Raw genomic sequence first — 25,475 nt, forward strand, 5'->3', positions numbered from 1 at the left:
CACACCAGAGCCGAGTTTGGCTGCAAGAAATCGATCTGGTCTTGCACCCTTTCGGCTTCTTCCTCAATTGCGTTGCAGCTTGTGAATTCCAAGCCTGACAGGCCCTCCCCTGTCACAACTCGTGCAGAAAAGCGCTCGCTCGACCGAACTGACAATGCGGCTTTTCCATAGCGCTCGATGAGGCGTTTTGCCGTTGCATGGTGCGAACATGATCTGCAACAAGCTCGCAACACATGCCACTCGCGAAATGTCGAGCGCCCATACAGGCCACCGTGAACGCTGCCAGGCGCTCCCAAGCGTCAACGCCGGTTGCTGTTTAGCTGGCGACGTCCCTTGGCACGCTTTCGGTCGGAGAAAAGCGAATATCCGCCGTCCTCCCGAAATCTGCAGCGACGCATGAGCCCCGGGCTTGACCCATTGCGTCGCCGAGATTTACTCCCTTGGGCGCCGGCATGGCGTGCCCCAGGAACCTCTTCCACAGTCGCTAGCCAATAGCGGGGCTCGAATTGATGCGGCTGAGCCCACAAATTGGTCGATCGCGCGGCCAATCGAAAGCCATGAAGAGAGGTGGAAACCCTGTAGTGCCGAAGTATCACGTTGAGGGGATGGATGGTGCTACGCAGACGGCCATACGGACAGTCAACGCCCATGTGGGCCGGTAAGCATCCGAATGCACTCTGCGCGCAAGTGAACCCCTTGCGCTAACGCTTCGACGCGCCATCAAAGCATTGACCATGTTGGGGGGCGATCGCACCGCTGATGGCCAGCGAAGGCCAACAAGTGGTCCGGCTACCCTTGGAGCCAATCCGCATTTCTGGCGATTTTTCCCTGGAGCAATCAGTGCATTGACATGAACTCGGCCGTTTTATTGTTCCTTGCTGAGTGCAGGTAATCGTGCCGGAACTCAGCAAGAAAGGCCAGTCCTTCCCAATCATGGATGGTCAATTGGCCATTCACAAGTGATGTAAGGTGCTTCTCCCGAAGAGACTTGAGCGTGCGGTTGATGTGGACTGCCGACAGCCCTGTCGCCTCGCCAAGATCAGCTTGAGTCACACCAAAAGCGCAGGTTTGATCGGACGCAAGTCCGGCATCTTCCATACGTAGCATGATTTCACAGAGAAGGTGGGCCACTCGGCCAAGCGCTTGGCGCTTCCCGACATTGACCACCCATTCGCGAAAAATCGATGCATCAACCAGTGTCGTTCGCCAAAGATTTGCCGCCAGCCTGGGGTGGCGTTCGCAGAGCAGCCGGATAGCCGAGTGATCTATGAAGCCAACACTGCAAGCGCTCACCGTTCGAACGTCGCTATCCAACAGATCGAGGTGCAGGCTCAACAGATCGGGCATGTCGCCAGGCACATGATAAGCAGTGACCTGACGCTTCCCGTCTCCTGTTACCTTCGAGGTGCTGGCTAAGCCAGCCAGGACCATTATGCACCGGGACGGCTGGTCGCCTTCCCGGACCAAGTTCTGGTTTGCGCCAATCGCAACGATCCTTATTCTTACCGCGTCGAGAGCTTGACGCTCACCTGACGTGAGGGTGAAGGCACGATGGAACTTGGCGGTTAAGGGGCTTTGATAAAGCATGTCGGCTCTCCGTTTGGGCGGGAGCGCTATGGTCTCTCAGTCACCCGCGGCCAGCAGAACGCGAATGATGCCCGACCTTATATCATAAACACCGGACCGACTTAACCTGTGATAAGTCTGGCACTGCTTCCGATGGTCCTTTCCCCATCGGCAAACACAGGCTCAACAGGATTGGTGCTTACGAGGGAAGCGGCCCATCATCGGGCCTCGAGTTGCGCAGCTGCGGCAGCAGCTATAATAGATCGTTCTCAAATTCGAGGACTCACACCATGACCGACGCCCCCGACCACGCCGCTGAACTGGTTGAACTCACGGCGGATGTGGTATCCGCGTACGTCAGCAACAATCCCGTGCCGGTCGCGGGCTTGGCGGACCTGATAGCCTCAGTGCACGGGTCGCTGTCTGGGATTGGCCATCGCGTGGCTGCCGCGACCGAAGAACCAGTGCCTGCGGTAAATCCAAAAAGGTCAGTATTTCCCGATTACATCATCTGTCTTGAAGATGGTAAGCGGTTCAAAACCCTTCGGCGACATCTGCGCGTGGATTTCGGTCTCACTCCTGACGCGTATCGAACGAAGTGGAACTTGCCATCCACTTATCCGATGGTCGCTCCCAACTATGCGGCCTCACGGTCTGCCATGGCGAAGTCGATCGGTCTGGGTAGGAAGGCACCGCAGCCCACGGCAACTGCAACGGGCAAGGCAAGGCCGACGGCTAAGGCTAAAGCGTAGCTTCCGCGATCACACCATTACCACCGCGGCACCAATCGGCGATGTATGCATCGCGGCGGACCTGTCCGCTCTTGGCCGGTGCCCACCCAGGTTCCCCAACCCATGGCGCCGGCCATTTGTGGCCCACACCTCAGCTTCGTATTGCTGCCCAATCTTTTCTTGTTGTAGGCCGCTTACGACGTTAATCTCCGCTTGGCCTGATTGCTGGGAGGCAACGCCATGGCTGACATAATTCCAATTCGCAAAGCACGCCCTTGTGTCGAAGTTGGCAAACCCTGTGGCGAGTGGTTTGTCCGCGTGATCGAGGAAGACCAGGAACTCACCCGATCATTCAAGCTCGAATCCTATGCCGTGGCCTTTGCAGAAGGCCAAAGGTCGCGTCTGCATCTCAACACGTTTTCGCGGCTGTAGAGCAAGCATATGCAGAGGTCCGCAGGGTTACTGGCGAATTTGGGCGATAGCATCGAAGCCATCGCCGGCCACATTGCGACCATGGAAACGCGACAACTGCACCAATAGCTCAAGTCGTTGCCATCGAGATCGGAAATCGCCAGCGCGGAAATGGTGATGGGCATCCTCGTCTATCGAGAGGTTGAACTGCGCCGCCGGCGGGGGACGGGCGGCAACGTGCTGCCCTTCCCCGGTCTCGGGACTCCACCTATCCAGCACTAGGCAGCGACGCCGGACCTGTAAGAGGCCATCGGATAGCGCATCCCTGTCGGTGATTGTTCACGTTCTTGAGCAGCACTTCATGCGGATCCTGCACGGCCTGGTGATTGTCGCAGATCGGCGACAATCGGGCCGACGATTGCCTTGTGCAGCCGTTCCGCCTCGATCTTGAAGCGGGCGAGCTGTTCCTGCGAAACGTGTTGTGAGGGGTTTTCGTCTTGACCATGGTAGCGAACTCCGTTGAGGGGATCGCCGCAAACGGTTCTTGCACAAAAAAGCCCGTCGCGGTGAGCGACAGGCTATTATGACATCAGGGGATTAGAACTTGTAGGCGATGCCGAAGCGAACCTCGTTGGTCTTCAGATCAACGTCGGCATTGACCAGACCACCAAAGGATTCTGTACCGAAGTCGGTATAGCGATACTCGCCTCGCAGCAGCAGATTGTCGGTCATGGCATAATCCAAGCCCACGCCTATCGTCCATCCTGTGAATGTATCTCCGAACGAAGGTCCGCCTCCATTATTACTTATGTCGACATCGCCAAACGCAACGCCACCCGCAATATAAGGAAGAAAGCGATCAACGGCATATCCTAGGCGCAGTCTTGCCGCCGCACTCCAGTTGAGTTCTTCGGTGGCGATGCCGCCCGGGATCGGGATACCAGGAGCGCTGAAGACTTGGCCGCTGCCATCAACATTCGCATATACGACGTCCAGCTCCGCGCCAATCACAATGTTATTGGACATCTGATAGTTGTAACCGGCGTAGACGCCACCAAGGAACCCGTCGGGATCTGTGTCGACAAAGCCCGGCCCACCGATTTCGTCTATGTTGCCATTCCCCCAAGCATAGCCTGCCTGTAGGCCGACATACCCACCCGTCCAGCTAAAGACCGGCGCGGCTTCTGCAACGATGGCATCGGCAGCATACGCCGACGAAGCCAGCAGAGACAACGACAGACCAAGAAGCAGCTTCTTCATAGGTGATCTCCTGTAACTAACCTTTTTGGTAGCAGAGCGCGCCGATTGATGCAGTTGTTTTTCTGCCACAGTTGGCCGAATTCAAATCGGCCGCCCGCACTTACATGAGAACCTTATGCCAACTCGCTGGTGGCGATCGGATCGCCCCTCGCCACAGTGGGCAACTGCTCGGCCACCCAAACTGTCCGGAACCTTCAGGCCGGGAACACTCATTCCGGTATCCCAGAATTAACATCGAGGAGGGTACGATAAAGGCTGTCGACCTCCTTGTCGTCGAACGCCTCGGTCAGCTCGCTTTCCGCAATCCCCTCAGCCTCCGCGTCGGCGATTAGGCGCTTTGCGAGCTGCTCGATCTCCGCTCGCTCTTTCGGCGCACCGGCGTCGGATAGATCGTGTTTTTTTATCCATTGGTTCAAAAATAGGACGGCCGGCTTGCTCATTCGGAAACACCTGGGGCAAAGTGCACGACGGCATCGACCAGCGTCCGATATAGGCTATCAACCTCTTCGTCGATCTCTTCGCGCTCGATCGTCAAGGCTTTAGCGTCGGCATACAATTTGTGTATGTACTCACTTACCGAAACGGCGTCGGTTTTAGCCGTTTCGGGGAAATTGTTGCCGATCCAGCGATCGAGAAAGTTGACGCCGCGTGTGCTCATGAAGCCTAAGCTCGATCCAGCGCTTAGGTTCCAGCAGGGCGCTCGACGGCAGCTTCGTCGACCTCGGCTTCCATTTCGTCGTTGACAGTCTTGGTCTTGCCGAAGGCGGCCACCGGCTCACCGTCAAAGCCCTGCAGCCACGCGTCGGCATGCTCTCCCCAGTAGGCTGGCACCGCACGTCTCCTTGCCATCCTTGCTCGCTTGGGCGTACATCCAGGCGTAGGTGGCGCGCTCCTGATCTTTCCTAGCCACGGCCATCTGTGTCATCCTCTCGGAAGTCCTGCAGTGAGGCGTGGCGCAGGTCATCCTCGCCGCGCAGGTGCTTTACGCGGCCGATCAGCCCCGGCTTGACCCATTGCGTCGCAGGCCGCTTCATGACGCCCTTGGGCGCCGTGCCTGGGTGCTCTTGGACGCGTTTCCATAGCCTCTCGCGCATTTCCCGGTTCAAGGTGACGAACGCGCTGCCGACATAGCGCCCTGTGCCCCGCTCGGCCATGAGAGCGAAAGCCGGCTTGCCCGCTTCACGCTCGACGCCGAGCAGATCGAACTCGTCGATCGCATAGCACTTGGCCTTCAGCCAGTTGGCTGACGGACCGCTGCGGTATTTGCTGTCCTTCCGCTTCGACACCATGCCTTCAAGTCCGGCTTGGTCGAGCAAGTGGAGGATCGCCTTGGCTTCGCCGGGCAGAGGCTCGCTGAACTGAATACGCCGCCCGGGCTTGATCATGCTGGCCAGGATCTCGCGCCGCACCTCAAGCGCCATGTCGCGCAGATCGTGCCCATTGAGGTGCAATCGAAGGCGACGAAATAGAGGTCTTGCTGTCGGCGGGTGATCGCTTTGCGCAGATCGCCGAAGTCCGAAAAGCCAGCTTCGTTCAAGACGATGATCTCACCGTCGACAATCGCGCTTTCGGCACCAAGACTCTTTGCCTCCCCCACCAGGTCGCGATATTTCGCAGTCCAGTCGTGGCCGTTGCGCGTATAAATGCGTGTGCCGTCTTCATCGATGATCATCTGCGATCGGTAGCCGTCGAACTTGACCTCGTGGGTCCAGCCTTCACCCTCGGGAGGGTTCTCCACAAGGGTCGGCATCAACGGCTCGATGAACTTCAAACGCATGCACTGATCCGCCCTCCGGCGATTCAATAAGATTGAGCTAAAATAGTTCCGAAACCGGAAATCAGCCTCTTGGGTGCAACAAACACGTCAACTCGGCGTTGCGGGATGAGCGAAGGAGGAATCGATATGGCCGACGACAAGAGCAAGCGGGACTTTCGCGATCGGGACCGGGTCTCGGCCGATGAGGATTATGAAGTCGAGTATTTCGCAGCCAAGGCCGGGATCACCCCGCAGCAGGTCAAGGAATTGATCGCGAAGCACGGCAACCAACGCGAAACGCTGGAGCGAGAAGCGAAGGCTCTGCGGAAATAATGACCAGGCTATCGGATCTCGGCAGACCAATAATTGGGCACCGACATGACGGCCCGCCCGCGAGCGAACTCGCGCATTTCCTCCCTTGCCCTGTTTGCGGGCAACAGATCGATATGCGCGATTTTCGCCAGGTCGCTTATCATGCCGATCCGGATCACGATCAGCCTCTCGAACTAGACGCTTAGGAACACAAGTGCCGAAATACCACGTTGAGGAAATGGATGGCGATACCGTGACGGCTACCCACATCGTGCACGCGACAACGCCGATCAGGGCGGCGCGGGAAGCGACGGAGCGCGACGTCACCCTGCGCACCAGCGAACCCATTTGGATCAGGGTTGCCGACGAGAAGCGCGGGCACGTCTTCGAATACTGTTTCAGCCTGTAGCTGGCGATCCAACCCGGCTGAGTTTGGATGGCATACCATGCCGTCGACTTCGATACGCAAGTTCGACTATGACCCGAACACCAGGGTTCTCTCGGTTTGGTTTGTAGCGAGCGGGAAGCATTACGAGTTTTTGGACGTACCTGCTGAGGCCGTTGCCGCGTTCAAAGCTGCCTTTGCCAAGGGCGTCTATTTTAACAGCCACATCCGCAATCGTTATGCATTCCGGCTCGCGGCAGGGAGGGCAGCAGCCGCATCGGGCGATTGACAGAATTTCAGATTCGAGGCGGCCCGCGCCATCGCAGGGGAGCAACTGTGCGAATTGACCAGGTTCCGAGGGCAAACGAAAAGCCGGCCGGCCGGGCCAGCGGGCGCGTATTATACTAAGCTAGGTGCTGGGCCTATTTGCCCATCATCATCGCAGTTTTGCAGAAGTTTCATGGACCTGTCGGACAGGTCTGCCACGACGCGTGACCCACGGCGACGGGTCGGCAAACAGCGCACTCCTGCGCATCCACTGGGCTTACGAAGTCGGTCGGCTGCTCTGCGATCATAGTGCCTTGTCGGAGAACCGCGCTGAGCTCCGCGCAGTCACCGGTCCTGCAATACGGCCGGATCTATGATCAAAGCGCTGAGCAGGAGCCATTCGGGGTCTACGCCTGCCGCCCGGTATTTATTGTCACAAAAAGGGGAACAACGGCAGCTCGGCCGTGTTGGGAGCACAACATGCATTTCGTCAAAGTGCTTTTGGCTGCGATCGCCATCGGTCTCATCAGCCCGGGGGCAATGGCTCAGACCGCGACGACGTCCCCGCAGGAATTTGTCAAAGCAGCTGCGAGTTCAGACATGTTCGAGATCCAGTCGAGTGAGTTGGCGCTGCGGAAATCGAAGACATCACGAGTGAAGGAATTCGCTCGCATGATGATCAAGGACCACACGAATTCTTCCAAGCGGCTCATTGCGGCGGCAAAGAAGGACGACGTCGCAGTGGCACCGGAGATGACAAGCAAGCATGCTGCCCAATTGGAAGCATTGAGCAACGACAGCAGCGGGGCGTTCGATAACGCCTACGTCGACGCCCAGGTTGCAGCGCACCAGGAAGCCCTGACGCTGATGACCTCCTATGCGGAAAACGGTCAGGAAAAACATTTGGCGGCCCATGCGAAAAAGACCGCGCCGGCTCATCCGGCAGCATTTCAAACATGCCCAGCAACTGAGCAAGAGCGGTTCTCAGGGCTGAGTGGATCTGGCCACGACGTTGGTTCTTCGCGGCGCTGTGGAGTCTGTGCCAACCCTCTGGCACTGCCTCCGCCCCCAGGGACGCTGCAACCTTCAAGCGGTCGTCGATGCAGGCTCTAAAGGGTGCGTCGCTCAGGTAGTCCGGCGTGCAAGCACCAGCGTCGTCGAATTTGCCAAACGAACAGGAGACCTGACATGCCAAAGCAAAACGAGACCTCGCATTCGAGACGAAGTGACTTCGCCAATGATGAACCCATTCGCCCGGAGGATGCCGCCGTGTTGGACAGCCCCGTGGGCCACGAAGACAGGCACGGCGCGGAGCCAGGTTTCGGGGGAGCCGACGATGTCGACCAGCCGATCGGCGCAAGGCCCCGCAGCGAAATTACCGGTCGTCATGATGAAGGGGCAGGCGCCAATGAGACGATCGACGGCTTAAGCGAAACCGAGGAACTGACCCGCAGCTACGCCGAGGACATACCAACCGGTGACAATGATGAGGAGGAGGAAGACATCCCTGTCTTCGAAAGAGGCCGAAGCAACACCGAACTCTGAGCGCGCCAGGTTGAACCCCGCACGGTGAGGAACATGACAATGAGCACATTCGGACTTCGGGTTGCGTCTTTGGGGCTCCGGGCTTTTTTGGGACTGGCGGCCTCGCTGACTTTGGGCGTCGAGGCATCTGCGCAGACAAGTCAGCCCGCGCAGCAATCCGGCGACTCGTCGCAAACAGCCAAGCAGGGTCGACTGCCGGCGCAAGGATCGTCGCCGACCGCCAAGGATGATGTCGGCGTTGACGTCTCGCTCGGCCGGCCGGAGGTGAAGCAACAGGTTGCAAGACATCTGGGAGTGGCTGAGACCGAGTTGCCACTGGCGGTGCACGTGCCGATCGCGCTCGCTTCGCAAGTCTGCGGGCAAGAGGTATTTACCGCCCGCGCCAATGTAAACCGAAGCTGCACCGCGACGAAATTCATTCCGGAAATCGCCGAGGCGGCACGCAACCATCCACAAACCTCCGCGGTACCGGAGCAGTAGCACCGAAAATGTCCGAACCCGGCGCGACGGTCGTGCCATGCTTACCCGAGGGTAGCGCTCCAACCCGGGGTAAATCAGCCAGCCCCACCGCCGTCTGTTTTTGGCGGCATGCATGATGGCGTTCGCCGCCATCTCTTAACCAATGTGAATGCTGTTGCTCCGCAGCCACGCTACGAGATCCTGTCCGAAGCGGAGGCAGGCAGATGCCACTGGAATCCCTGATCGATCAATATGTGAGCAGCCGCAAGCGGCGGGGTCTTTTGTCGATACGGCACGCTCTCGAGGCGTTGAAAGAGGCCGTTCCGGCGCTGTCGATCGGCGAAAGCCATCTTGTCAATATGATCGCCGAGCGAGCGCTCGCCTTTGGCCTCGCCATCCACTTCGATCATTCCGGCGAGAATGCCGGGTAAGACATCCACGAGCGTCTGCTGATGCTACAGGACGAGGAACTCGGTGTTCGCGTAGCTTCATTGCCTGGTGGGCGGATCTTTCCGAGGCTGCTCCCATCCGTGTTCTGGGCGGGTGGTTAAAGTCGCCGAAGCGATGCCACGGCGTGCACCGAGCCCACCCCGGCGTTGGACAAGCTCCCCCAGCTTTCGCCAGTTGGAGCTTTCGTCTACTCGCAGCAGCCCTAGCGAGGCTCGATCAGCCTCCGCGTTGGGCGGTCTCGGGTTTTGCTCCAGCGGGCGGTTCGGGCCGGCGAATTGAGGTTGAAAGGAGAAGATGATGACGGACAACAAAACCGAGCGTGATTTTCGCGACAGGAACCGGGTCTCGTCCAACGAACGCAACGAACTCTTCCATTTTGCCCAGCAGAACGGCATCACGCCTGAGCAGGTGATGGAGCTCATCAAAGCCGCCGGGAATGACCGCGCCTCGTTGCGGCTGCGAAGGAATTGAAATCAGTTTCCCGGGGCGGCTCGCTTACGGCATGAAGCCTCGCTGCCGAGGAGAACCTTGAGCCGTGGTGAGAATTTGAGTGTAGCATCATCCTGACGCACACGCGGAGCAGGTCGAGCGTGAAAGTGAAAATTGTACCCCTGCCCAACATGCGGCAAGCGCTGGAGGTTCGAGGCTGCGCAGATCGGCTATGGTCACCCCGAACCATAATCCACTCCAACCCGAGTCCTGGACGCACGGCGTGGCACCGAGCCTACTTCCTGCCGTCGTTCAATAATAATCCCGCGCCGCAGTCAGCCAGCGAGATCACCGTCGTCTGCCGGACGCGTGTCGGCTTCCAAACTGACAACGCACAGCCTTTGTAGCGACGCTTTCCAGCCACGATCACCTGCGCAGCTTTGCCGCGCTCGCTGCGCACCAATAAATTCCATCTCCTTCCCTCACACTGATCTTGTTCAGGCGGTCGTTTTGCCGCTGCGGTAGGCGCTGTCCTTCCGCTTCGATCGCGGTAGCGCCCAGTATCAACGCTGCCAGATCAAACCGCACAATCAGCACCTCAAAGCTGATCAGCAGAAGCAGCAGTGAATCAGGACCTCGTCGATCAGGGTCAAAGGGCCAAGCACATATGTCTGGGCACGGTGACCGTGGCATAGCCGGCGCTGCAATGACGGCGTCGGTGCCCGTCTTGTGGAGCCGGAAAGCCCAACTTAGAAAACAGTCGGCGGTGCCGATCTCGAAGAAATTCTAGCCCGGCACGGTGAACAGGCTGGGGGCCGCATCGCGATCTAGGGTTCAGCACAACTCCGGCGGCATCGAGACGATCGACCTCAGCCCGGTCGGCGGCCCTCGGCCACGTCCATGACCAGCACGCGCAGCATGGTCAGCTGGCGCTTACCCTCCATGGCGCGCCCGTCGGCGACGGTCTGTCTCTTTCGGCTCAGGAAAACGTCACTCTGAGTTTGCTAAACGCGGTGCTGGACCGGTTACCACGCGTCAGATCTGGATCATCACCTTGCCGGCCTCGATTCTCAACGGATAGATCGCGAGCTTGACGCAGACCGGCGCGCCCTTGACCTGGCCGGTCGCAGAGCGGCCAATGTGCTTCAAGGCATTCGATGACGTCGTCGATCACCAGCCCTTCGGCTAGATGCGCCTTCTCATGGGTCCAATATCCGTCGGTGGCGAAGAGCTCGTCATCGGGCGAGCGGCAAACCGCGAGGATCGAAGCAGATGACATCCTCTTCCTCGATGTCATCGACCGCGCACGCTTCAATCCAGTCGGCCATCTCCGGCTCCCGCACCATCCGCTATGGCTATTCAGCCGCCGCCGACATATCCACCTGGTGAAATTCGCCGCGATAGGGTCTGGCTGTCGGCGGCAATTCGCGCTTGAGATAAAAATCCTCGTACCGCAGCTGCTTCAGCAGCACCGGCCAGACCTCGCGATAGGCATGCCACATCGATGGGTTCGCTACCGGCAGGTCGTGCTTGATCAGCTCGTGCAGCCTCGGCAGCGCATGATAGGGCACCATCGGGAACATGTGGTGTTCGACGTGATAATTCATGTTCCAGTAGATGAAGCGGCTGACCGGGTTCATGTAGACGGTGCGGGTGTTCAGCCGATGGTCGACCACGTTGTCGGCCAGGCCGATATGCTGCAGCAACCCTGTCAGCACCATGTGCCAGCTGCCATAGAGGCGCGGCAGGCCGATCAGCACCAGCGGCAGCAGCGACCACGTGAACAGCGTCAGCCCGACTGTCGCCGCATAGATGGCGACATGCCAGCGCGCAGCGATCACCGCCTTGTGCTGCTCCATCTCGGGGATATAGCTCTTCTCTTCATCGGACAGCTTGCCGAACGCCTGGCGCACCAGCGCCGGCAGCGAATAGCGGAAATCGAGAATACCGGTGAAGGCGAGCGCCGCCCGCAGCAGATCTGGGGGGCGCATGACGGCGATTTCGGCATCGCGGCCGACGATGATGGTATCGGTGTGATGGCGGGCATGGCTCCAGCGCCATTGCACGGGGTTGCGCATCAGCATGAAGCTTGAGATCTGGTAGACGACATCGTTCATCCAGCGCGTCCGGAACGCGGTACCGTGGCCGCATTCGTGCCAGCGCGAGTCGCTGGACGAGCCGTAAAGCACGCCATAGACGAACAGGAACGGCACCACCCACCACGTGGCCCAGAACCATACGATGCCGGCGGCCGACACCAGGATCGCGGCGACCCAGATGATCGTGTCGCGGATCGCCGGCCCGTCGGAGCGTTGCATCAACTCCTTGATCGCCTTGCGCGGGACATCGGTGTGATACCATTCGGCCGAAGCCAATCCGGTCTCAATGGCGCGCTTGGTGCTTTCACCGACCAGGCTGTAGTCGCGCTTCCTGCTTGCCGTCATCGTCATCTCCGCTTTCCCGCCTGCGCTCCGCAAGGGCCGCCTGGGGCCGGCCGGGCCGCGCCTGCTTCCGTATTCCGGCGCACTTCCCGCCCGCCGCGGCAACCGATCGTGCGTTTCAAGCCGGTCACGCCTGCAGTCTCGCAAAAGCGCCCGACGGCGCAGGGTAATCCTGTTGCGGCTGCCGGGCGATCGATCCTATCCTCGCTTCCGCTTGGGCGATCTGGCCGGCACCGTCGAGCACCCGGAACACGGCGTCATAGGAGCGGCTTTCGCCATGGTCCAGCCAGATCATCTCGCCCCGTTCGCGCGCGGCGAGATTGCCCAGAACATGATGCGTCGAAGGTTCGATTCCCAACGCATATAGGCCGGCCTGGAAGTTCTGCCACTGATAGGTGCAGGGCAGCTGATCCTTGCGGGTAACGACCTCGAAGCCGAGGCCCAGGTGGTCATTGACGACGGCCACCGGCACCTCGCCCGCCGCATCGGAGCCAAGCTCGTGCTCCCAGACCTGCTCGCTGAACCCCAGCTGCGGCGCCGGCACGGTTCGGTAGCCGACTTTCTGCGCCTCGTAGCGTTCGCCGGCGTGCGCCGCCCAGACGACATCCCGGATCGGCGCCAGGTAGCGCGAACCCTCGTCGAGCAAGGGATGGCTGACATTGACGTGATAGAAATACATATGCGGCGTGCGGCTGAAACCGTGATTGACGACGCGGTCCGACAGGCGGATCTCGCTGCCGCCGACATCGGCCTCGATGCGGCGCAGCAAATGGAGATCCTCGCCGAACACGGTTGCCTGCTGGACGATGCCTTCCGCCCACAGCACGCAGCGGTCGCCGTCCCAGGCCTCGCCGTAGCCGGTCAGCCGCGCCGGCACGGTGCCGATGCGGCCATGCAGCGAGTGCAATACCCGCTTGCGCCCGGGATAATTGTAGCTTTCGGCCGGCACGTCTTGCCGGCCCAGTATATGATCGAGGCCGCAGGTGACGAGCAGCCCCGAGAACGACCGGCCAAAGGCGAAACCGTCCTCCCCTTCATGCTCGTGCAGTCCGGGGTGGCGAAAGCCGCTCGGCGAATGCCAGCCGATCGCCTGGCCCCGGAAGTCGCAATCGGCGATATCAAGCGCCCGGTCGACCAGCGCCGTGAAGCGCAGGCCGGAGCCGGTGCGGAACTCGAGCATCCGGATGCCGCGCTCCACGCCGTCGCCGAGCGTCATAAGCCGCACACCGGCAAACTGCGACAGCATGCCGGACCGCTCGGCCACCTGCCTTCGCGACAGCGTCTTGCCGTAAAGCTCTACCATGCGACGTCCTTCACTTTGCCCGCCTCCTTGAGCAAGGCCGACATGTCGGCGCCGGTGATGATGCTTTCCACCGTCAACAGGTCGGTGTCGGCGACCGTCTGTTCCGCGACGATTTCGCCGCGGCGCATGACGATGATGCGGTCGGCGACCTGGAACACGTGGTGGATGTTGTGGGTGATGAGCAGCACCGAGTGGCCGGCGTCGCGCACCTCCTTGACGAAGCGCAGCACGCCGTGGGTTTCCTCGACGCCAAGATTGTTGGTCGGCTCGTCGAGTATGATCACCTTGGCGGCGAACTGCATGGCGCGCGAGATCGCGATCGATTGCCGCTCACCGCCCGAGAGCGTGCTCACCAGTGCATCGGCATCGAGCTTTTTCGAAATGCCGACCCGCTTCAGCAGCGCCGAGGCGGCGTTGCGAAGCTTGGCGAGATCGAGCGGCGCGAACACGCCGAGCCAGCCGAAATTGACCGGCTCCCGGCCCAGGAAAAGATTGCGCGCGATGCTGAGGTCCGGCGCGAGCGATGTGTCCTGATGGATGGTCTCGATGCCGAGGTCCATCGCGTCGCGCGTCGAGCGGATCGATGCCTTCTCGCCGCGCACGAAGATGTCGCCGTGGTCGGCCGGGAAGACGCCGGAGATCGCTTTGATCAGCGTTGACTTGCCGGCGCCATTGTCGCCGAGCAGGGCAACCACCTCGCCTTCGTTGAGGGTGAACGAGGCGTTCTTCAGCGCACGCACGTTGCCGAAGGACTTTTGCAGGTCTTGCAGACGCAGCACTTCCATCGTCAGCTCCTTGCGGCGTTCTTCTGCAGCAAAGCGTGCAGGATGAGCATGGCGAGGATGATGACGCCGACGAAGATGTTGTATGCCAAGCCCGGCACGCCGATCAGCACGATGCCGTTGCGGATGGCGCGCAGCATCAGCGCGCCGACGATGGTGCCGAGGATGGTGCCGCGCCCGCCGGTGAGCGCCGTGCCGCCGACCACCACCATGGCGATCACTTCGAGTTCGTAGCCGGTGCCGGCCACCGGCGAGGCGGCCGAAATCCGGAACGCGCTGATCATGCCGGCCAGCCCGGCCACCACCGAGGTCAGGATGAACAGCCAGATCTTGACCGCGTCGGCCGGCACGCCGCGCGCCACCGCTGCGTTGCGGTTGCTGCCGATGGCGCTGATCCAGTTGCCGAGCTTGGCGTAGCGCAGGATGTAAATCGCCAGCAGCGACAGGCCGATGAACCACCAGAGCGAGGTGTAGAACCGGAACGAGCCTACATTGAAGCTGCCGGCAAGCAGCGTGACGAAGAAGCCGGGCTGGTCCCACGACTTCAGGGGGAATCCCTGCGTGATGTAGAGCGCCGCGCCGCGCACGACGAGCAGCATCGACAGCGTGACCAGGAACGAGGAAATGCCGATCTTGGTGACGATCAGCCCGTTGATGGCGCCGATCGCGATGCACAGCACAAGCCCGGCCAGGAGGGCGACGCCGATGTCGATACCGCCATTCTGCACCAGCAGCATCACCACGACGGGCGCAAGGCCGAACACGGCGCCGACCGACAGATCGAACTCGCCCGCCGTCAGCAGCAGCGTCATGCCGAGAGCGATGATGCCGAGCTCGGGCAGGAACGCCATCATGTTGGATATGTTGAGCGGCGACAGGAAGTTGCCGTCGGCGATGGCGAAAACCACGAGCAGCACGATGAGGATGATGAGCGAGGAGAATTGCGGCGAACGCAGCAGCGCAGACCTGCCCTTCGCTCGCTGCGTGTCGTCGTCTGCTGTGATTGCCATATCTGTCAGGACCATGCGTTTCGTCCGGCGCCCGCCATTTCGGGGCGGGCGCCGATTGTCGTCACTTGTTGTAGAGTTTCAGGATCGGCTCGACGCTCGAGGCGTCGTAGAGGCTGAATGTGTGAATGTCGTAGCCGACCGGCTCGCCAGAGGCCGCAAGCCCGAGCAGCGCCACCGGCATGAAGCCCTGCGCCGACGGGTACTGCCAGGCCGCAGCATTGACGAAGCCGGACTTGACCGCCTCGGCCGTCTCCTTTGAGTTGCCCCAGCCGACGACCGGGACCTTGCCGGCCGACACACCGGCCCCGTCGAAGACGCGTTTGATGCTTGCTGCCACGGAATCGCCCAGTGCAATGATTGCCGGCGGATTGTTGGCGACCATGTAGTCGGTCATCTTGGCGATGATGCCGGCCGGGTCGGTGCCGCAATCGACCACGTCGTACTTGATGCCGAGCGGATCGAAGACGCTGGCGATGCCCTCGGTCTCGAGCTGCTGGTAGCTGGCGCCCGGCACTTCGACCGGCAGGAACACCTTGTCGCCCTGCTTCACCATCTTGTGGTCGACGAGATACTTGGCCCAGATGACGCCCGCTTCCCTGAGGTCGGCCCCGACATAGGCCTGCCGCCCGGTCGCCGGATCATCGGTGTTGAAGAACACGATCGGTATGCCGGCGGCCTTGGCGGCCTTCACCTCCTCCGTCCACAGGCCGGGCTGAGCCGAGGTGGTAGCGATGCCGTCCGGCTTGGCGGCGAGCGCCGAGTTGAAAGCCTCCTTCTGCGCCGCCATGTCGCCGCCGCTGAACGAGATCTTGCAGGTCACCTTGAGCTGGTCGCAGGCCTTGGTCGCGCCGGCATTCCAGTCGATCCAGAACGCGTCCGAAGGGCCACCATGCGACAGCAGATAGAAGGTCTTCTGGCCGTCCTGCGCGAATGCCGGCAGGCTCAAGGAGACCCCGGCTACCAGCGTTGCCGCGGCAGCCACTTTCAATGCGAATTTCAACATTCATTCCTCCCTTGGTTGGAGTTGCGCCGCCATGCGCCGGCGGCGCAACCGGCGCTCACAGCCCGTTGGCGCGGAACTTCCCGTCGAGGAATTTCTTCGCGCGCGGCACGTCGTCTTCCGAGAGATGCTCGATGATGACCGGGATGTTTGGGTGCTTTTCCGCCAGCCGCTGGAGATAGAGATCGTAATTCAGCGAGCCCAGCCCGGGCGCCGGCAGCTCGATCTCGCCGACGCCGCGGAACGTGTGGCTCTCCATCGCATCCTCGTCGCCGATGTCGGCATGCTTTTCCGACTTGTCGCTGCCCGAACGCTTGACGTCCTTGGCATGCGCGATCTTGATCTTGTCGGTCAGCGTATCGAACACCTGGTTCAGGATCTGGTCCATCCGGTCGATGTTGTGGGTTTCGAAATAGTTGGTCGGATCCATCAGCAGGCCGAGGCCCGGATGGTCGACCTGGGCGAACATCTTCACCGTCTCCTCGACCGAACCGACGACATTGTTGACATAGGTTTCGAGCAGGAACACCGCCCCATGGTCGTAAGCCGTCTGGGCAAGCTCCGAGATCACCTTGCGGCATTCCTCGAATCCTTCCTCGGTCTTGTTCTTGGGGTGATGCACCCAGTCGGATTCGGTGTTGTAGGTGCCGGTCTCCGAGATCACGTAGGGCGAGCCGAAGGCGCGCGCATTGCGGATGATTTCCTTGAGATAGCCGACGCGCTTGTCGCGCTCGACTTTATCGGGGTGGATAATGTTGGTGTAGCCCGACACGCAGCAGATCGGCAGGTTGTTGTCGCGGAAGACGTCGCGCACCTGCTTGGCCTTTTCCTCAGTGATCTGCCCGGCCGACAGATCGATATCCCTGAAATGCAGGTCGAGCTGCACCGTGTTGAAGCCGAGTGCACGGATGCGGCGGGCGGCCTCCGCGAGCTCATAGGGGAAATAGCCGGTGAAGATACCTGCCTGCATCATGATGTGAACTCCTCCCGGTAAGCGATTCAGCCGCCACACTATTCGGCGGCATGTTCAGTCGATCGATATCTCGGACAGTTTGACGGTGCGGCCTTGCGCCATCGAGCGGTAGCCCGCCTCGACCAGTGCCATTGTCTTGACGTTATCGGCGACGGAGAGCGCCGGCGGCGCGCCTGTCTTCACCGCATGCTGCAATTGCTCCATCACGCCGATGAAGGCATGCGGGAACCACATCGTGTCCCAGCTCGGGCTGACCCATTCGCCGCCGGTCGTCTCGGTCGAGGCATAGGTCAGCGTCGAGGCCACGCCTTTCGGCCAGCCGATCGTGCCTTTGGCGACACCCTTGGTGCCGTCGACGCGCCAGTTGATGTGCTGGTCGTCCTCATAGCCCTCCTGGCGCGGTCCGGACCAGACATCCTCCAGCGACACGGCGAGCACGCCGGAGGGAAAGCGCAGCGTCGAGACGGTGATGCCGTCGCTATGCTCGAATGTAGTGCGCGGGTCCTTGCGTGTCAGCGTGGCGATTTCCGAGGGATCGCCGAACAGGAAGCGCAGCACGTCGAGATGATGCACGCTCATATTGGCGAGCGTCAGCCGGTCGTAGTCCTGAAGGAAAGTCTGCCAGTGCGGGATCGCATGCATGTCGATCTGCGCAAAGACGATGTCGCCCAGTGCGCCGCTGTCGATGATCTGCTTCAGGACGCGCATCGATTGGTCGTAGCGCATGTTCTGATTGACCGAGAGTATCTTGCCGGACTTGGCTGCCTCGTCGCGCAGCTTCACGGCTTCATCGACCGACAGCGCCAGTGGCTTCTGCGCCAGGATCGCCTTGATGTGGGGCTGCTTCAGCGCATGGCGGATCAGCGCCGGCTGCTGGTCGGGTGGAAAGGCAAGGTCGACGATCTCGACCTCGGAATCCTCGATCAGCTGTTCCGGTGTGTCGTGGATGGTCGGAATGCTCCAGCGTGCAGCCACCTTCTCGGCGCTGGCCTTGGTGCGCGAAGCGATGGAGACGACTGGGAAACCGGCCTGCGCATAGGCGGCAAGATGGCATTCGGCCATGATCATGCCGGCGCCGATGCAGCCGATCCGGTATTCGCTGGTGCGGACCTTCACGTCCGGCTCGAAGCCTTCGCTCGCCATGTCTTCCTCCCGCAATTCTGTTTTCGCAGCCGCGATCATCTCGCCAACGCGCCTCCGTCCTGCCCGAAATAATGCACCCGGGCCGGCTCGCAGGATATCGCTACCACCGCATCCGGCCTGATGTCGGGCTGGCCGCGCAGCAGCGCCTTCAGCCGCGCCTCTCCGGCGGCGAGCGTTACCACCGTGTAGCCGCCAAGGGGCTCGACCTCGAATACGCGCGCCGGGCGGCCAGCGCCCCCTTCGACCCAGGGCCCGACCTTGATGTCCTCCGGCCTGAGCCCGATTTCGATCGCGTCGGCCGGAGCAGCGCGATCGTCGATGCTGACCGTGCCTTCGGCGGCCTCGAGGCCATCTTCGCCGCGAACGGATTTGAGGATGTTCATCATCGGCGAACCAAGCAGTCGCGCCACATAGGTGTTCGCCGGGCGGTCGTAGATCTCGGACGGGGCGCCGATCTGTCGGATCCTGCCATTCTCCAGAATCGCGATGCGGTCGGCGATCGACATCGCCTCTTCCTGGTCATGGGTGACGTAGATCAGCGTCTTGCCGAGTTCGCGCTGGATGCGCTTGAGCTCGACGCGCGTTTCCTCGCGCAGCCGCGCATCGAGCGCAGAGATCGGGTCGTCCATCAGATAGGCGTTCGGGTCGCGCACCAGGGCGCGGGCTATCGCCACGCGTTGCCGCTCGCCACCGGAAAGCTGCGCCGGCGGCTTGTGCAGAATATGGCCGATGTGGAGCTTGGCGGCCACATCGGCGACACGCGTTTCGATCTGGGCCTCGGCGACCTTGCGCTCGACCAGCGGGAAACGCACATTTTCGCGCGCGCTCATATGCGGGAACAGCGCCAGGTTCTGGAACACCATGGCGACATTGCGCTCGGCCGGCGAGACGGTGTTGACCGGTTTGCCGCCGATCAGGATCTCTCCGGCGTCAGGCGTCTCCAGCCCGAGCACCAGGCGCAGGATTGTCGATTTGCCCGCCAGCGGCGGCCCGAAGAAGCAGAAGAATTCGTTGTCATTGACGGTGAACGAGGCGTCGTCGACGGCGAGCGTCGTGCCGTAACGCTTGCTGACATTGCGAAAGACGATATCGGCCATGTCAACCTGCCTTCATCGCAATGCCGCTGCGGGCATCGAAGACACGCACGGACGATGCCACGGGGGCGACGACGGCAAGCTCGCCGATCGACAGTCCGACAGCATTGTCGAACACCGCCTTCACGGCGGTCTCGCCATCGCCGAGATGGACGATGGTCCTCGCGCCGATCCGCTCGACGAAGCTCACCGGCATGGCGAGGCCCTGCCCGCTCTGCACCAGCGACACCTGTTCGGGCCGGAAGCCGTAAAGCACCTCAGAGCGCGATCCGCGCAAGGTGGCGGCCAGCGCATCCGGCAGCGTCGGCGTGACCCCCAGTGGCCCGAGATCGACCACCAGGCCCCGGTCGCTCTCCGCCGGCCTTCCCTTCAGCAGGTTCATGCCCGGAGCGCCGATGAAGCGGGCGACGAAGACATTGGCTGGATTGTTGTAGACTTCCAGGGGCGTTCCCACCTGCTGCAGCACGCCGTGATCCATGACGGCAATGCGGTCGGCCATGGTCATGGCCTCGAGCTGGTCATGGGTGACGTAGACCATCGTCTGCCTGAACTGGCGCTGCAGCTGCTTGAGCTCGGTCCGCATTACCGCCCGGAAGGCGGCGTCTACATTGGACAGCGGCTCGTCGAGCAGGAAGATCGCCGGCTCCATGATCGCCGAGCGTCCGATTGCCACCCGCTGCAGGATGTTGACCGAGAGCCGGTCGGCCTTGCGGTCGAGCAGCGGCGTCAACTGCAGCAGCTCGGCGACGGCGCCGACGCGGCGGTCGATCTCGGCTGTCGCCGCACCGTGCATCCGCGGCCCGTAGGCAAGGTTCTGGCGCACCGTCATGTGGGTGAAGATGGCGTAGTTCTGGAAAACGAAGCCGACGCCGCGGCGGCCCATGGGCACGCCGGCCATGTCGCGCTCGCCAAACAGGATCTTGCCGCTGGTCGGCTCTTCCATGCCGGCGATCATGTTCATCGTCGTCGACTTGCCGCAGCCCGAAGGCCCGAGCAGCGCCATGAACTCGCCATCGGCGATGTCGAGGTCCATGGTCTTCAGCGCCGTGAACTCGCCAAAGGTCTTGACCAGGTTGCGCAGCTGGATCGCGCTCATGCCGGCACCAGCCTTGCGCGCGCCATGCGCTTCATGGCGAATACGGCAACGATCGAAAGCACGACCAGGATGGCCAGCGCGATCGCCGCCACATAGCCCCAGATCAGGTCCTGCGTCGTGACCTTGTAGATGTAGACGGAGATCGTCTCCGTGGCGACGCCGGGGCCGCCGCCGGTCATGATGTAGAGCGTGTCGAAGATCTTGAAGTTCTCGATGACGCGGATCGCCAGCGCGATGATGACGATCGTCTTCATCTTCGGCAGCACGATGGTGACGAAGCGCTGCCACGGGTTGGCGCCGAGCAGGGTCGCCGCCTTGATCTGGTCCTGCGGCACGCCGACCAGGCCGGCAAGCAGGATCAGGAACATCAGCGGCGTCCACTGCCAGATATCGGCGATGATCACCGCGATCAGCGCCAGTGTGGGGTCAGACAGCCAGGCGATGGTGACGCGGGAACCGCTGAGTGCCGACAGGATGTCGTTCAGCGGCCCGCCCGACTGGAACAGCATGAAGAACATGTAGCCGGCCACCGCCGGAACCACCATCATCGGCATCAGCAGGATCGAATAGAAGACCCGCTTGCCCGGAAAATCGTCCGCGAACAGCGTCGCCAATGCCAGGCCAAGCAGGAATTCGACGGGCACGCACACGACCATGACGATGGCCGTGCGCCTCAGCGCGCTCCAGAAGCGCGCATCGGCGGCAAGGTCGGTGTAGTTGGCGAAGCTGTTCCACATCTCCCATGCGTTCCACCAGCCGAGGCCGGAGAGCGGCGACCAGTCGGTGACGCTGATGTAGAGCTGCATCAGCAGCGGGAAGACGGAGATGAAGAGCACCAAAACCTGCGCCGGCAGCGTCAGCCGGAATCCCAGCCGCGCTCCCTCGTCCCGCAGCGCGGGCTTGCCAAGCGCGGCCTTTGCGTCCTTTGAGACAGTCACGGTCACCGCGCTCATTGCTTGAGCGCGCCGAACGTCAGTCCGCGCACCAGATGGCGCTGGATGGCGATGCCCATGATGACCGGCGGCACCGCGGCGATAAGACCGAGCGCGGCCTTGGCGCCATAGAGCTGCCCGGTCATCGAGGAGGACAGCGAGGCCATGTAGACCGGGATCGTCACCCATTCACGCGTCGTCAGCAGCAGCGCGATCAGATAGTCCGACCAGTTGAGGATGAAGACGAAGAGGGCGGCGCTGGCCAGCGGTGCGCGCATCATCGGCAGCGTGATGCGCGTGAAGACGCGCAGCCGCGAACAACCTTCGACAAGCGCCGCTTCCTCGATCTCGCGCGGCATGTCGTCGAAGAAGGTCTTCATGAGCCAGAAAGCGAACGGCAGGGTGACGATGCCGTAGATCAGGGCCAGGCCAAACCAGCTGTCGGTGAAGTTCAGGAAGGCCCACATGATCATGACCGGGATCATCACCGCCATTGGCGGAAACAGCCTGAGCTGGATCAGCGCCAGCGGCAGGTTCTGGCCGGAGCCGAAACGCGACAGCCCGTAGGCCGCAGCCGTGCCCGCCGACATTGCGATCGCCGTGCCGAACACCGAAGACAGCAGCGACGACAGGATCGGCTTCAGCGCGGTGCGGTCGAGCGCCACGATCAGATTGTTGTTGGACTCGCCGAAGACGAACTGGAAATTGCCGAGCGTCGGGTTCTTCGGCCACCATGTCAGGTCGGCGCCGGTCGCCGACCATTCGGCGATCGGCTTGAAGGCCATCGACACCATCCACAGGATCGGTACCAGCGTCACCGCCATCGCCGCGAAGATCGCGGCGTAGCGGAATATCTCGAAGGGGACGGAACGGTTCATCTGGCTGCTTTGCTGGTGGCGTTGACTGCGGCGGGGAGGAACAGATGCTCCTCCCCTCCAGCGCTGATCCAGGGAGACGGATCAGCTGATCGGGTCGAGAACCGTCGGCCAGGCCTCCTTGTTCGTCCTGATGGCTTCGAGCAATTTGTCCTCGCCGATGCGGCGGGCGATCTTCTTCCACTCCGCTTCCGTGTCGGCCATCGCCTGTTCCGCTGTCTTGGCCTTGGTCAGCGACGCCATCAGATTTTCGTCCAATGCGTTGTGGAAGGCGGTGGCGCCGGGATAGTTGATCGTCGGCACCGTGCGGGCGACGGTCTCGCGCACCACGTCGATGTGGTAGGCGTGGTAGGTCTGGCGCACCAGCGGATCGGAGAAATCCGAGAGCCGGAACGGATCGAGATAGCCGCCCGGATTGGCGCTCATCCAGGCATAGATGCGGGCGGAGCCCAGCCACTGCAGCAAAAGGTAGGCGACCTCCTGGTTTTTCGACTGCGACGAGACCATGCCGGTCAGCGAGAACCACAGCACGGAACGGCTGATCAGCTTGCCGTCGACTTCGCGGCCGGGCGGCAGCATCGAGCCGATCTTGCCGGTGACGGCAGAATCCTTGTTGCCGGCATTGTCGAGGAATTTCGGCAGGTTCGAGAAGGCGCAGGTCATCGCCGCGCCGCCCTTGGCGAAATTTCCATACTGCTCCGGCCAGCCCCAGGAGATCGCGTCCGGCGAGTGATGAACCAGCGAGCCGACATATTCGTTGGTGGCGGCAATGCCGTGCTCGGAATTGATCAGCGGCTTGCCGTCGTCGCCGAACAGGAACTGGTTGGGCGATGCCATCGAGACATAGCGCTGATACCAGTTGGTGTAGCCCCAGCCCTGGTTGCGCAGGTCGGTGGAGCCGAACAGGCCCTTGTCGGGCCGCTGGAAGAAGCCCGCGATGTCACTGTGCTGCTTCCAGGTCTTCGGCGGCGCCAGATCGTAGCCGAATTTGTCCTTGAACGCCTTCTGCTCGGCAGCGTCGCCGAACAGGTCGGTGCGGTAGACCCAGGTCTGGAAGTCGCCGTCCAGCGACACGCCATAGTTGGACCCGCGATATTTGTTGAGCAGCGACACGCCCTTGGCGCCGTCGACATAGCCGGTCTTGGGATCGTCCCATTCGGGCTTGTACTGGGCGACGAAGTCGTCGAGCTTGGCGATGCCGCCGGTCTCGGCAAGGTCGCCGAGGCGGTTCCATTCCGTCGAGTAGATGTCATAGGCCCCACCCTTGGTGGAGATGTCCTGCATCGTCTTGGTGAATTCCTGGCCGTTCGGCAGGCCGACGATCTCGATCTGGATGCCGGTTTCCTTTTCCCACAGCTCCTTGATCGACGGCGCACCCGCAGGGAAAGGCTGTGTGAGTTGGCCAATCGAGCCATCCGACAGGCCAAGCACGATCTTGGCCGGTGCCTTGCCAGCTCCCTTCAAGGCCTTGGCCGCCTCAACGGCACGGGCTTCCGGCGTGTCGGCGCCATATTGATAGCGCTCGGCGCCCTCGAAACCGGTGGGACCGCCTACCATGCCTGGCGCCAGCGCGTCGGCCGCAACGGCACGGCCGGGACGGATGAATTGCGGTGCGATACCGGCCGCAGCCACGAACGCCGCCGCCTTCCCTCCGGACGCCAACAAGCCGCGTCGCGATATGCGGATCAAATCAGACATTGGAATTCCTCCCTCAGGGCCGATGTTTCCTCCACGAGCCCGTTGAGGGATATTGACGGCAGCACCGGAAGGCTGTCAACATCATAAATACTCAAAATACATCGTAACACCGCAACCGCGGAGAAAATACGTCATGCAAAGGTCGACACACGGGCTCAATGCCTCGATTTGATGGGAAATCTGCCTTTCTGGCACGCGACTATCACGCCGGGCGACGCGATTTAGCCCAACCTCCTTGCGCATCGGCTAAGGCTCGATACATCATTTCCCATCAGAATCGCTGATGGCTGGCAGCTGTGGCCGTCGGACGGGCTAGCGGCATTGTGCGATTTGATGCATTGAGGAGATGAAGACGGTGCGTTCCACCTTGACTGACATAGCCCGGGAAGCCGGCGTTTCCGCCGCCACCGTCGACCGCGTGCTGAACAACAGGCCCGGTGTGCGGGCGCGCACGCGTGAGATCGTGCTCGAAATGGCGCAGCGCCTCGGCTACATCGCGGAAGGCCCGAACGGAGCGCCGCCCAGGCCCTCACCTGGAGAGGTCATCCGTCTCGACTTCGCCCTGCCGGCCGGCACCAATTCCTTCATCAAGATGCTGCATCGACACATCGAGGCGCAGGCCCTAGCGCGCCCCGATCTTGACGTCCACATCGCCACCATAGAGGGCTTCAACCCCGACCGGCTCGCCCGCCTGCTGCAAGAATTGCGTGGACAGACACAAGGCGTCGGCGTGATCGCGCTCGATCATCCAACGGTGCGCGAGGCGATCCGCTCGCTGTCAGCCAATGACGTCAAGGTGGTGACCATCGCCTCCGACATCCTGCATGTTCCGAGAGTGGCCTATATCGGCATCGACAACCGCGCCGCGGGGCGGCTGGCCGGCTATCTGCTCAACCGCTTCATGGGATCCGAACGCCCAAGCAAGGTGGCGCTGTTCGCCGGTTCGCTGTCCTACCGCGGCCATGAGGAACGCGAGATGGGATTCCGGCACATCTTGACCGAGGAGTCGCCCAACCTCAAGATCGTCGAGATGCGCGAAATGCTGGATGACCGAGAGAAGGCTTATTCGGAAGCATCAGCGCTTCTGGACCGGCACCCCGATCTTGCCGCGATCTACAATGTCGGCGCCGGCAACACCGGCATCGCTCGGGCGCTCAAGGAGCGTGGACGCGCCAAAGACATTCTCTTTCTCGGCCACGAGGTGACAGACGGCACCAAGGAACTTTTGTTGGATGGGACGCTCGATGCGGTCATAGATCAAAATCCGCGCGTCGAGGCGCGGGAAGCGCTCAACATTTTAAGCCACTCTGTCAGGCACCTGAACTATGAACCGCATCAACCACGACTTCAGGTGATCTTCAAAGAGAATATACCTGAAATCTGATCAATGGATCCGTGATCGTATCGCAAAGCACAGCGTTGGCGTCGCCACCGGTCCCAAATACGAACGAGAGCCCGAATGATCTCGTCAAAGCCGCCGATCTGGCACTATTCCGTGCGAAGTCGGAGGGCCGAGATCGGGTCGTGGTTGATGGTGCATGAGAAGGCCGTCGCCCG

29 protein-coding genes and 2 pseudogenes are annotated in these 25,475 nt (G+C 61.5%); 11 read left to right on the top strand and 20 right to left on the bottom strand.

From position 1 onward, the window contains the following. Positions 1-837 precede the first annotated feature (837 nt). Positions 838-1,587, bottom strand: a complete 750-nt coding sequence (locus tag NKL04_RS11155; RefSeq protein ID WP_023686036.1) for a Crp/Fnr family transcriptional regulator — start codon at positions 1,585-1,587, stop codon at positions 838-840. Between the two features lie 269 nt (positions 1,588-1,856). Here NKL04_RS11155 and NKL04_RS11160 point away from each other — a divergent pair, with 269 nt between their 5' ends. Next, a complete protein-coding gene (locus NKL04_RS11160) occupies positions 1,857-2,318 on the top strand; it encodes a Ros/MucR family transcriptional regulator (RefSeq protein ID WP_023673144.1) in 462 nt (153 codons plus the stop codon). Positions 2,319-2,537: 219 nt separating this feature from the next. Continuing rightward, positions 2,538-2,729: a hypothetical protein gene (locus NKL04_RS11165; protein ID WP_023673145.1), complete on the top strand. Its 192-nt coding sequence runs from the start codon at positions 2,538-2,540 to the stop codon at positions 2,727-2,729. Positions 2,730-3,305: 576 nt separating this feature from the next. Here NKL04_RS11165 and NKL04_RS11170 read toward each other — a convergent pair. The 5 genes and pseudogenes from NKL04_RS11170 to NKL04_RS11190 all read right to left on the bottom strand — a co-directional run bounded on the left by NKL04_RS11170 (position 3,306) and on the right by NKL04_RS11190 (position 5,745). Beyond that, the gene (locus tag NKL04_RS11170) at positions 3,306-3,968 is read right to left on the bottom strand and encodes an outer membrane protein (protein ID WP_023673148.1); all 663 of its coding nucleotides are present in this window, start codon (positions 3,966-3,968) and stop codon (positions 3,306-3,308) included. A gap of 209 nt (positions 3,969-4,177) precedes the next feature. Continuing rightward, complete coding sequence (locus NKL04_RS11175; RefSeq protein WP_023673149.1) at positions 4,178-4,408, bottom strand: DUF768 domain-containing protein; 231 nt, start codon at positions 4,406-4,408, stop codon at positions 4,178-4,180. Beyond that, on the bottom strand, positions 4,405-4,626 hold the full coding sequence (locus NKL04_RS11180) for a DUF768 domain-containing protein (protein ID WP_023673150.1): 222 nt from the start codon (positions 4,624-4,626) through the stop codon (positions 4,405-4,407). Before NKL04_RS11180 ends, NKL04_RS11175 begins: the two co-directional genes overlap by 4 nt. 23 nt (positions 4,627-4,649) lie before the next feature. Then, positions 4,650-4,799, bottom strand: coding sequence for a hypothetical protein (locus tag NKL04_RS11185; protein ID WP_023673151.1), 150 nt, complete (start codon positions 4,797-4,799; stop codon positions 4,650-4,652). A 71-nt stretch (positions 4,800-4,870) separates the two neighbouring features. Further along, positions 4,871-5,745, bottom strand: a pseudogene (locus tag NKL04_RS11190) (ATP-dependent DNA ligase). Between the two features lie 126 nt (positions 5,746-5,871). Here NKL04_RS11190 and NKL04_RS11195 point away from each other — a divergent pair. The 8 genes from NKL04_RS11195 to NKL04_RS11230 all read left to right on the top strand — a co-directional run bounded on the left by NKL04_RS11195 (position 5,872) and on the right by NKL04_RS11230 (position 9,613). Further along, positions 5,872-6,057, top strand: a complete 186-nt coding sequence (locus NKL04_RS11195) for a DUF3606 domain-containing protein (RefSeq protein WP_023700484.1) — start codon at positions 5,872-5,874, stop codon at positions 6,055-6,057. A gap of 193 nt (positions 6,058-6,250) precedes the next feature. Beyond that, positions 6,251-6,445, top strand: coding sequence for a hypothetical protein (locus NKL04_RS11200; RefSeq protein ID WP_023673158.1), 195 nt, complete (start codon positions 6,251-6,253; stop codon positions 6,443-6,445). Between the two features lie 37 nt (positions 6,446-6,482). Next, entirely contained in the window at positions 6,483-6,710 is a 228-nt protein-coding gene (locus tag NKL04_RS11205) for a KTSC domain-containing protein (RefSeq protein ID WP_023673160.1), read from the top strand. A 458-nt stretch (positions 6,711-7,168) separates the two neighbouring features. Next, positions 7,169-7,801: a DUF4142 domain-containing protein gene (locus tag NKL04_RS11210; RefSeq protein WP_023673161.1), complete on the top strand. Its 633-nt coding sequence runs from the start codon at positions 7,169-7,171 to the stop codon at positions 7,799-7,801. A gap of 75 nt (positions 7,802-7,876) precedes the next feature. Next, positions 7,877-8,233 carry a hypothetical protein gene (locus tag NKL04_RS11215; protein WP_023685250.1) on the top strand — a complete coding sequence of 119 codons (357 nt, stop codon included), beginning with the start codon at positions 7,877-7,879 and terminating at the stop codon, positions 8,231-8,233. 87 nt (positions 8,234-8,320) lie between these two features. After that, positions 8,321-8,713, top strand: a complete 393-nt coding sequence (locus NKL04_RS11220; RefSeq protein WP_023673163.1) for a hypothetical protein — start codon at positions 8,321-8,323, stop codon at positions 8,711-8,713. Positions 8,714-8,916: 203 nt separating this feature from the next. Further along, positions 8,917-9,123: a hypothetical protein gene (locus NKL04_RS11225; protein ID WP_023673164.1), complete on the top strand. Its 207-nt coding sequence runs from the start codon at positions 8,917-8,919 to the stop codon at positions 9,121-9,123. Between the two features lie 316 nt (positions 9,124-9,439). After that, positions 9,440-9,613, top strand: a complete 174-nt coding sequence (locus NKL04_RS11230) for a DUF3606 domain-containing protein (RefSeq protein ID WP_023700486.1) — start codon at positions 9,440-9,442, stop codon at positions 9,611-9,613. 253 nt (positions 9,614-9,866) lie between these two features. Here NKL04_RS11230 and NKL04_RS11235 read toward each other — a convergent pair whose 3' ends face one another. The 14 genes and pseudogenes from NKL04_RS11235 to NKL04_RS11300 all read right to left on the bottom strand — a co-directional run bounded on the left by NKL04_RS11235 (position 9,867) and on the right by NKL04_RS11300 (position 23,918). Beyond that, positions 9,867-10,034 (bottom strand): hypothetical protein, encoded by a 168-nt coding sequence (locus NKL04_RS11235; protein ID WP_155927361.1) that lies wholly within the window; start codon positions 10,032-10,034, stop codon positions 9,867-9,869. A 572-nt stretch (positions 10,035-10,606) separates the two neighbouring features. Further along, positions 10,607-10,899 (bottom strand): annotated as a pseudogene (locus NKL04_RS11240) (Rieske 2Fe-2S domain-containing protein). A gap of 27 nt (positions 10,900-10,926) precedes the next feature. Further along, a complete protein-coding gene (locus tag NKL04_RS11245; protein ID WP_023700488.1) occupies positions 10,927-12,021 on the bottom strand; it encodes a fatty acid desaturase family protein in 1,095 nt (364 codons plus the stop codon). 118 nt (positions 12,022-12,139) lie between these two features. Then, on the bottom strand, positions 12,140-13,315 hold the full coding sequence (locus tag NKL04_RS11250; protein WP_023673170.1) for an aldose 1-epimerase family protein: 1,176 nt from the start codon (positions 13,313-13,315) through the stop codon (positions 12,140-12,142). Further along, positions 13,309-14,106: an ATP-binding cassette domain-containing protein gene (locus NKL04_RS11255; protein ID WP_023689425.1), complete on the bottom strand. Its 798-nt coding sequence runs from the start codon at positions 14,104-14,106 to the stop codon at positions 13,309-13,311. Before NKL04_RS11255 ends, NKL04_RS11250 begins: the two co-directional genes overlap by 7 nt. Then, on the bottom strand, positions 14,103-15,107 hold the full coding sequence (locus NKL04_RS11260; RefSeq protein ID WP_050586906.1) for an ABC transporter permease: 1,005 nt from the start codon (positions 15,105-15,107) through the stop codon (positions 14,103-14,105). The genes NKL04_RS11255 and NKL04_RS11260 overlap by 4 nt, the downstream gene beginning before the upstream one ends. A gap of 61 nt (positions 15,108-15,168) precedes the next feature. Then, complete coding sequence (locus tag NKL04_RS11265) at positions 15,169-16,110, bottom strand: sugar ABC transporter substrate-binding protein (protein WP_023673173.1); 942 nt, start codon at positions 16,108-16,110, stop codon at positions 15,169-15,171. Between the two features lie 55 nt (positions 16,111-16,165). Next, positions 16,166-17,080 (bottom strand): sugar phosphate isomerase/epimerase family protein, encoded by a 915-nt coding sequence (locus NKL04_RS11270; RefSeq protein WP_023700489.1) that lies wholly within the window; start codon positions 17,078-17,080, stop codon positions 16,166-16,168. Between the two features lie 54 nt (positions 17,081-17,134). Then, a complete protein-coding gene (locus NKL04_RS11275; RefSeq protein WP_352723720.1) occupies positions 17,135-18,223 on the bottom strand; it encodes a Gfo/Idh/MocA family protein in 1,089 nt (362 codons plus the stop codon). A 35-nt stretch (positions 18,224-18,258) separates the two neighbouring features. After that, positions 18,259-19,320, bottom strand: a complete 1,062-nt coding sequence (locus NKL04_RS11280) for an ABC transporter ATP-binding protein (protein WP_023700491.1) — start codon at positions 19,318-19,320, stop codon at positions 18,259-18,261. A 1-nt stretch (position 19,321) separates the two neighbouring features. Next, positions 19,322-20,413, bottom strand: coding sequence for an ABC transporter ATP-binding protein (locus NKL04_RS11285; protein WP_023700492.1), 1,092 nt, complete (start codon positions 20,411-20,413; stop codon positions 19,322-19,324). Continuing rightward, complete coding sequence (locus tag NKL04_RS11290; RefSeq protein WP_023700493.1) at positions 20,410-21,366, bottom strand: carbohydrate ABC transporter permease; 957 nt, start codon at positions 21,364-21,366, stop codon at positions 20,410-20,412. The genes NKL04_RS11285 and NKL04_RS11290 overlap by 4 nt, the downstream gene beginning before the upstream one ends. Beyond that, positions 21,363-22,223 carry a carbohydrate ABC transporter permease gene (locus NKL04_RS11295; protein ID WP_023700494.1) on the bottom strand — a complete coding sequence of 287 codons (861 nt, stop codon included), beginning with the start codon at positions 22,221-22,223 and terminating at the stop codon, positions 21,363-21,365. The genes NKL04_RS11290 and NKL04_RS11295 overlap by 4 nt, the downstream gene beginning before the upstream one ends. An 81-nt stretch (positions 22,224-22,304) precedes the next feature. Further along, positions 22,305-23,918 (bottom strand): extracellular solute-binding protein, encoded by a 1,614-nt coding sequence (locus NKL04_RS11300; RefSeq protein WP_023700495.1) that lies wholly within the window; start codon positions 23,916-23,918, stop codon positions 22,305-22,307. Between the two features lie 355 nt (positions 23,919-24,273). On the opposite strand from NKL04_RS11300, the gene NKL04_RS11305 reads away from it, so the two are divergent. After that, the gene (locus tag NKL04_RS11305; RefSeq protein ID WP_023669472.1) at positions 24,274-25,302 is read left to right on the top strand and encodes a LacI family DNA-binding transcriptional regulator; all 1,029 of its coding nucleotides are present in this window, start codon (positions 24,274-24,276) and stop codon (positions 25,300-25,302) included. Positions 25,303-25,475 lie beyond the last annotated feature (173 nt).

Origin of the sequence: Mesorhizobium sp. C264A (assembly GCF_040324515.1) — a bacterium.
Classification (GTDB): Bacteria; Pseudomonadota; Alphaproteobacteria; order Rhizobiales; family Rhizobiaceae; genus Mesorhizobium.